This window comes from Streptococcus mitis (assembly GCF_946188685.1).
Classification (GTDB): domain Bacteria; phylum Bacillota; class Bacilli; order Lactobacillales; family Streptococcaceae; genus Streptococcus; species Streptococcus mitis_CC.
This window is the reverse complement of record NZ_CAMHWH010000008.1, coordinates 91,056-97,815: the sequence shown is the minus strand read 5'-3', so window position 1 is coordinate 97,815 and position 6,760 is coordinate 91,056. Positions and strand designations below refer to the sequence as shown.

Below are 6,760 nucleotides of genomic sequence, written 5' to 3'. Positions count from 1 at the left end.
CCAGCTCATGATGACGATCACGATGAAGATCATCATGGACACCATCATGATGAAGACCATGATCACGGTTTTGATGCTAATCGTGTCATCAGTGAGGATGAGCAAGGCTTTATTATGAGTCATGGTGATCATAACCATTACTTCTTCAAGAAGGATTTGACTGCTGATCAAATCAAGGCAGCGCAAGACCACTTGAAAGGTGCAAATACAGCAACACCAAATCCAGCTCATGATGACGATCACGATGAAGATCATCATGGACACCATCATGATGAAGACCATGATCACGGTTTTGATGCCGATCGTGTCATAAGTGAAGATGATCAAGGCTTTGTCATGAGTCATGGTGACCACAATCATTACTTCTTCAAGAAGGACTTGACAGCAGAGCAAATTAAGGCAGCGCAAGACCATCTGAAAACACATCATGATGCAGAACCTGTAAAACCTCTTGCTAAAACGGTAGAGTCTTTCTCAAGAGATGCTAGCGATGAAGAAAAAATTGCTTATATTTCTAAGACCTACGGAGTTCCACTTGAAGCTATTAGAATTTCAAACGGCTTCTTTGTCTTTGGAAATCCAGACCAAGCCTACGATCCAACTCATATCCATCCATATGCTGTTCGTAAAGAACACGTTCGGATTCCTCTTCAAACTGGCAATCCAGAACTTGATTTCTTAAATGAACTCTATACCACTGCTTTGCGAGATGGTGTGTCTCCTTATAGTTTACAGGTAGAAAATGGTAGTTTTGTGATTCCTCATGGCGACCACAATCACTACATCAAGGTTCAAACGAAGGGATATGAAGTGGCTTTGAAAAACAAGATTCCAGCCCTACAATCCAATTATCAACCTGGAGCTTTTGATGAGAAGGCAGTCTTGGAGAAAGTAGATCAACTTCTAGCTGATAGCAGAAGTATCTACAAAGACAAGCCTATCGAACAAAGACAGATTGAGTTAGCCTTAGGTCAGTTTACTGAAAATATGAAGAAACTGGCAACTAACTCTACAGCAGGTTATCTTGCAACACTTGAACTCTTTGATAAGCAATATATCCATATTGATGAAAGTGTCAAACCTGTTGAAACAAGTGCTTTAGATAAGAAATATCAGGCCTTGATTGATAAAATCAATACTCTGGATACGGACACTTATGGACTTCCTAAGAAAGACCTACTCGTTCGACTCCAAGAAGCTAAGTTAGCTAAAGATGAGGCCGGTTTAGCAGCGGTTGAATCACAACTTCAAGCCTTGCAAGACTTTAATGATCGAACAGGTGTTACAACAGTAGAATACATCAAGTATTTCTACGAACACGTAAATGACGGTCGTTTGAATGATGAACTACGAAACAAAGTGGCTCAGTTGACTTGGACCCTGTATCAATCTCAATCCTTCCTAAAGGCAGCAGAATTGAACAAATTATTCCCAAGCATCTATCAGGCAAAACAAGAAGTGGAAGAAGCTTTGAAAGCTCAACCAACTACTGCTAAATCGACTCAGACAGTTCTAGATACTGAAAAAGTTGATAATCAAACTGCCAAGACAGCTATTTATGGCTTCTTGAAAGAATTGTACGGAGACTTTATGCCTGAAGAACATGTCAATCATGTTAGCAAGGAAGAAGTAGAAAGTCTTTTGAGCAAGGCAAATCAACTCTTGGAACAAATCCAAGAAGAAGGAATCAGACAATCCTTAGCAGAAGAAGTAGAAAATCTCAAAGTTGCTACAAACAAGGCTGATGCAGACTTGGATGAAGTAAACAGTCAGGTGAAAGATGTCTTGACTCGTATCGCTAGCGCCCTTCAACAAGAAAAGGATAATGCTGAGCAAGATCCTCAGACACTTGTACTCTATCAAAAACTTTACGATATTCTTATGTCGCTTCACGCTTACTTAGAAAACAATAAGGGTTCTGATGCCGACTTTGATAAGGTGGATGCTCTACTAGATCAACTTTCTGCTAAGAGTAAAGATAAGGCTGCTTTACTTGAATTGACAAAAGCTATTCTGGTCTTGAATCAAGAAATCAAGTCTAAATCAAGAGCAAGTGAAGAAGCAACTCCAGCAACAAAAGCTGAATCGAATGCTGATAGCACAAGTGCAGAGAATCAACCAATTGCAAGTACAGCAACCGAAGCACCAGTAGCATCTGAATCTAACAGTGAAACTGCTAGCGACGAAAGCAAACCAAGCAACACAACAGATTCTAAACCTGCTGAATCAACTTCAGAAAAGGAAACAACAGAATCTACAACAAGTACTGGAAATCAAGAAAAACCAGCATAATAAAAAGAAAGGCGAAGTAGCTGAGCTACCTCGTCTTTTTAGTCTTTATAAGCTACGATACCAATAATGGTATCAACTGCACGTTCCATTGTCTGAAGGCTGACGTATTCAAAACGTCCGTGCATATTTTCTCCTCCTGCAAAGATATTAGGAGTTGGGATTCCCATAAAGGAAATCTTAGAGCCGTCTGTCCCTCCACGGATTGGTTCGATTATAGGAGTGATCCCCAAATCTTCCATAACGGCTTTAGCAACGGTAACTGGAGTCATGTCTTTTTCAATTACTTCTTTCATATTGTAGTACTGGTCTGTCAAGTTTAGAGTGACACGGTCGCTATCAAGTTCTTGATTCATCTTATCAGTGATAGACTGCATAGCTGCTTTACGCGCTTCAAAGGCATCTTTTTCAAAATCACGAATGATGTAGCTTGCACGCGCCTCCTCGACACTACCTGTCACATCCATTAGATGGTAGAAGCCTTGGTAACCTTCAGTTAACTCAGGTCTGTCATTCTCTGGAAGTTGATTGTGAAAATCAATTGCTAGCTGAAGGGCATTGACCATCTGACCTTTGGCGGTACCAGGGTGGACATTGCGTCCTTGGAAATGCAATTCAGCACCCGCTGCTGAAAAGGTCTCGTACTGAAGTTCACCTAGTGGGCCACCATCAACTGTGTAGGCAAAATCAACATCAAAATCTTCTGCATCAAATTTATTAGCACCAACACCGATTTCTTCATCTGGACCAAAACCAACACGAATCTCACAGTGTTTGATTTCAGGGTGAGCAGTTAGATATTCAATAGCAGTCATAATTTCAGCAATCCCTGACTTGTCATCAGCACCTAGCAAGGTTGTTCCATCGGTTGTGATGAGCGTTTGTCCTGGATATTTCTCAAGACTCTTAAAGTCAGCTGAATCGAGTTTGAAACCAGAATTCCCTAGTTCAATCACACCACCATCGTAGTTTTCAATTACCTGTGGATTGACTCCTTCGGCATTAAAGTCAGCAGTATCCATGTGAGATATAAAGCCAATTTTTCGTGTTAAAGATGGATCATTGGCTGGCAAGGTCCCAATTGCAAAACCATTTGGTAGATAATAAACATTTTGTAGTCCAACACGTTTCATTTCAGGAATAAGAACATTGGTTGCGAAATCCACCTGACTCTGCGTACTTGGAGTAGTAGTAGAGTGTTCATCAGAGCGCGTGTTGACCTTAACGTAGGTCAAGAAGCGGTCCAAGAGATTTGGATAAGTCATAAAAAACTCCTTTTGAATTCATTTTTTCCATTGTATCATAGAAAAGAGAGAAAAACAAAAGACAGAAGTTAGGGAAATTCGCTATGTTGGCGTTTACTTATTAATGGATAAATGATAAAATAAACTTGATAAAAATATCACAAGGAAGCGATTATGAAAAAAGCAATTTTAATGATGACTTTCGGTTCGCCAGAAGAGATTACCTTTGAAGGTGTGGCTGATTTTTTCACAAATATTCGTCGTGGAGTGAGACCTCAAGACCACGAAATTCAGACTCTCTATGATAATTATGTACGAATTGGCGGCACGCCTCTGCAAAAAATTACCCGAGAAGAGGTTGCCTTGGTAGAAGCTAGGCTGGGGAATGAGTATAGTGTTTATTTTGCTAATAAGTTTTCTAGACCCTTTATCCCAGATGTAATAGGTCAGATGGAAGCAGACGGAATCGAGCAGTGTATTTGCTTGATTTTGGAGCCCCATTATTCTTTTTACTCTGTCATGGGATACGAGAAATTTTTAGAAAGCAAACAAATTAAATTTTTAGTTATCAAGGACTGGTATCAAGAAGAAGCGCTCTTAAACTATTGGGCAGATGAAATTGCTAAGATTTTAAAAGAAGAAGTAAAGCAGGATAGCTTTAAAGTCATCTTTTCAGCCCATAGTGTGCCCATTTTTGCCTTGGATTTTGGTGACCCCTATATCGACCAAATTTTCGAAAATAGCAAGCTAGTCGCTGAAAAACTAGGTTTGAGTTCTGAGCAATATACTAATACTTGGCAAAGTGAAAGTGATATCGGTATTCCATGGATTAAGCCAGATGTCTTAGAGTATCTCAGAGAACGGAAAGAACATCCAGACCATTATATTTTTGTTCCTATCAGCTTCATTAGCGAGCATATTGAAGTCTTGTTTGACAATGATGTGGAATGTTATGACTTATGTCAGGAATTTGGTGTAAACTACCATCGTCCACCAATGCCAAATACAGATTCTCGTTTGATTGATGCCTTGGTTAATACAGTCAGAGCTAATGAGGACAAAGAGTTTAAGGAATTTCTCCCAGAAGAAGAAACCTTTGATGAGTTAGTTCCTTCAGATGAGACGAAAAATATCTTGGCCGAATCTCAAGATTTACAAATGCCAGAATTTGTGAAAAAATTGATTGAGAAAAAAGGTCGGGAAAATGTTAAGATGCCTTATCTTATTAAGAAAATGCTTGAGAAAGCAGGTAAGTTACCAAAAGAGTAAAGAAAAAAGGATTTAGCTTTGCGCTAGATCCTTTTAATCGATTATTTTTTCTCAAGAAGAGCTTTGATTTCTTGAAGTACTTCCAATTCAGTTGGTCCAGCTGGAGCTTCTTCAACAGTTTCTTCTTTCTTAGTAAGGCTTTGGGCTTTTTCCATAGCTTTAATAACGAAGAAGAGAACAGTACCTACAACAAGGAAGTTGATAATAGCACTCAAGAATTTACCATATGTAACACCATTCCATGCAAGCTCAGCGATATTTTGTACTTTCGCAGCTTCCAAGGCTGGGTTCAATAGTAGAGGAGTGATGATATCGTTAACGAATGAAGTTACGATAGCACCAAAAGCAGAGGCAATAATCACACCGACAGCAAGGTCAACAACATTACCACGAAGCAAAAATGCTTTAAGATCTTTTAACATTTTCATAATTCCTTTCCAAAATTTTTACTCTTGATTATATATTAATTAAGAAGTTCTTGCAAGCAATATGCTTAATTTTTTCTTATTTTTTAAAAATAAATACCTTACTAAAAATATAATTGAGGATAATTATCAAGAATTGTGAAATAACGGTTTCAATACTATTAACCTTGTCTATATTATTATTTACAAATTGTCCGATAATATTAGGAAACTGAGTTACAAAGATAAAAGTTAAAAACAAGTCTAAAAGAAAAGTAGAAAGACGTGCTATAGTAAATTTTACTAAACGAATTGACCAATTCTCTCTAGCTTGCTTAAAGACAAGCCTATCATTTGTAATAAATGCAAATAGGATACCGATACTATTTGCTAGTCCAGTAGCAAGGAGTTCTCTATGAGTTAGTTGATAAATGACTAATCTAGATAGAATGGAGACAAGAGTAGTTGCTATTCCAAAAAAAAGATAGGCTAAGAGCTCATTCACGAAGAGACTTTCAATGCGTTTTTTCATGCTTTAAGTATAGCATAAAGCAGGCTATTGTGCTATACTAGTAAGGTTGATTGAATCAACCCTTGGTGCTTAGCTTCTTTCACCAAGCATATTACACGCGGGCAACCGCCAAAGGAGAAAAGATGAAAAAATTAACTATTCGTGATGTTGCAGATATTGCAATCGTTGCTGCTATCTATGTCGTTTTAACTGTCACACCACCCTTAAATGCTATTAGCTATGGTGCTTATCAGTTTCGCATTTCAGAAATGATGAACTTTATGGCTTTTTACAATCCTAAGTATATCATCGGAGTTACTATCGGTTGTATGATTGCTAATTTCTTTAGCTTCGGACTGCTAGATGTCTTTGTTGGTGGTGGTTCAACCTTGGTATTCCTCAGTCTAGGTGTTTGGCTTTTTGCAAAATACAGCAAAGATTATCTTTTTAACGGATTGATTCGAAAAGATCATTTCTTCTTCTCAATCCTCTTTTCAATTTCCATGTTTACTATTGCTGCCGAGTTGAATATCGTAGCGCAATTACCATTTTTCCTTACTTGGTTCACAACAGGAATCGGTGAATTTGCCTCATTGATTATTGGAGCGATTATTATTGGCAAAATTGGTCGTCGAATTGATTTAAGCAAATAGACGAAGAGAAGCTAGGTAGCTCTTACCTGGCTTTTTCTTATGGAAAATTTCTAAGGAAACTTGACAAGTTTTTCTAACTATAGTATACTTTTGAGGTAAGCTGATTTAGCTCAGTTGGCAGAGCGTATCCATGGTAAGGATGAGGTCGCCGGTTCAATCCCGGCAATTAGCATTAAATAGACAAGAAAACCCTTGATTTACAAGGGTTTTTGTTATCTCTGCATCAAAAGTTTCAAAGATATTTCTATTCAGCTGTGTAAATGAAACTAAAGAGTTTCGTCTGTTGACAAAAGTGATTCTCTTTAGTAGAATAGAAGGTGCGATGAGTCGATAGGTAGTCTTCGGACTACTATTGAGCATAAGGAGGTCATAACGCAGGAGCGGACCTTG

At 38.3% G+C, this 6,760-nt stretch carries 6 protein-coding genes, 1 tRNA gene and 1 riboswitch; of the genes, 4 read left to right on the top strand and 3 right to left on the bottom strand.

From position 1 onward, the window contains the following. A partial coding sequence (locus tag N8N51_RS08285) for a pneumococcal-type histidine triad protein (protein WP_261104006.1) occupies positions 1-2,292 on the top strand: 2,292 nt, incomplete at its 5' end. 38 nt (positions 2,293-2,330) lie between these two features. Here the strand turns inward: N8N51_RS08285 and pepT are convergent. Next, on the bottom strand, positions 2,331-3,554 hold the full coding sequence (gene pepT, locus N8N51_RS08280; protein WP_261104005.1) for a peptidase T: 1,224 nt from the start codon (positions 3,552-3,554) through the stop codon (positions 2,331-2,333). A gap of 153 nt (positions 3,555-3,707) precedes the next feature. Between pepT and hemH the strand changes: the two genes are divergently transcribed. Beyond that, positions 3,708-4,802 carry a ferrochelatase gene (hemH, locus tag N8N51_RS08275; RefSeq protein ID WP_125454502.1) on the top strand — a complete coding sequence of 365 codons (1,095 nt, stop codon included), beginning with the start codon at positions 3,708-3,710 and terminating at the stop codon, positions 4,800-4,802. 41 nt (positions 4,803-4,843) lie between these two features. On the opposite strand, the gene mscL is transcribed toward hemH, so the two are convergent. Both mscL and N8N51_RS08265 read right to left on the bottom strand, forming a co-directional pair. Next, positions 4,844-5,224, bottom strand: coding sequence for a large conductance mechanosensitive channel protein MscL (gene mscL, locus N8N51_RS08270; protein ID WP_000910199.1), 381 nt, complete (start codon positions 5,222-5,224; stop codon positions 4,844-4,846). 82 nt (positions 5,225-5,306) lie between these two features. After that, complete coding sequence (locus N8N51_RS08265; RefSeq protein ID WP_084888067.1) at positions 5,307-5,738, bottom strand: GtrA family protein; 432 nt, start codon at positions 5,736-5,738, stop codon at positions 5,307-5,309. Positions 5,739-5,766: 28 nt separating this feature from the next. Then, a riboswitch (PreQ1 riboswitch) is annotated at positions 5,767-5,863 on the top strand. On the opposite strand from N8N51_RS08265, the gene N8N51_RS08260 reads away from it, so the two are divergent. Both N8N51_RS08260 and N8N51_RS08255 read left to right on the top strand, forming a co-directional pair. Continuing rightward, entirely contained in the window at positions 5,861-6,370 is a 510-nt protein-coding gene (locus N8N51_RS08260; protein WP_000737072.1) for a QueT transporter family protein, read from the top strand. It overlaps the preceding riboswitch by 3 nt. Positions 6,371-6,469: 99 nt before the next feature. Next, a tRNA-Thr gene (locus N8N51_RS08255) sits at positions 6,470-6,542 on the top strand. Positions 6,543-6,760 lie beyond the last annotated feature (218 nt).